The 1065-nt window shown below is 53.0% G+C and carries 1 protein-coding gene; it reads right to left on the bottom strand.

The features are described from left to right. The coding region (locus ACRCYC_RS03920; RefSeq protein ID WP_438617880.1) for a hypothetical protein at positions 1–202 on the bottom strand (202 nt) is incomplete at its 3' end. Between the last annotated feature and the right edge of the window lie 863 nt (positions 203–1065).

Here is a 1065-nt window from a genome sequence, read left to right as displayed (position 1 = left end):
CTTCCAGCTGAGCTGGGATGTTGGGGAAGATGGATGGCACCTCCCTTTTAACCCCTCCTTCATCTGGGGTTAGTTGTGATTTGAATGTTTCCATTAGTGAGACTGATGACAGGACAATGATGACAGCGAGCAGCGCCCCGTCTCCGTGGCCTCTCAGTCCGTCACCCCTCCTTCGCCATCTTTCTCTGGTCTCAAGTGTCATCTTATCAGTTGTGTCACCTCTGCCTACCCCCTAATCAGTGTGCCCGTGATGTTGTTTCGGGAGGGTAGTGGTTCTAGGTGGTCCCAGTGGAATCTCTGTGCTCAGAGAAACTCCCCCACGGGACCGCCACTCCCCTCCAATACCCCCTGAATGCACAAGGGGAGGAAGGTTCGGTTCACTCACTGATCTCGATCTCACTTGTCTGGTGTTTGGCTGCTGGCCCCGGCTCGGGTACTCGTTTGCAGTGGGTGGCGTGGATCCACGTAGCTCTCTCTGCCACCTTTACAGCTGTTTCGGTGGTGAGCAAGATCTGGTAGGGACCATTCCACCTGCGAGCCCGCCAGTTCTTCCGTCTGAAATCCTTCACCACGATCCAATCACCAGGCTCCAAGTCATGCAGTTTCCTCTCTGCAGCCTTTGGAATGGCTTCCTTCACCTGTTTGTGAATATCAGAAAGCACAGTGGACAAGTTTGTGCAATAGCGTAGCATCTGTTCTGCAGGGCCACGTTTTTGATCCCCTGCATGGTAGGAGTGAGAGTGGAAAACCCTACCTCTACCAGTGCCGTCAAGTTCTCAAGATCTATGGCCAGGTGGTCTATCTTGTGTGCATTATTCACAGTCCCCCACCAGGGGAGGATGCCACTGATTCCTTTCTCCCCTGGTGACACTCTCGTAGTGGATCGCCATGCTCTGTGTGGTAAGTAATAGTGAGCATAGTGGGTGTGAAAATGAGTGATGGTGGGTAGAAGGTTCACAGATGTTATCAGCTTAGCAAGGTAGCAGGTGCCACACCACCCCGGTCTGAGGGATTGATAAACATGTCCACATACGTGCTCTCTTAGGGATCCAAATCCGTCCTCCG

This window comes from Paraclostridium sp. (genome assembly GCF_051657365.1).
Taxonomy (GTDB): Bacteria; Bacillota; Clostridia; order Peptostreptococcales; family Peptostreptococcaceae; genus Paraclostridium.
This window is presented reverse-complemented; position numbering and strand designations above follow the sequence as displayed.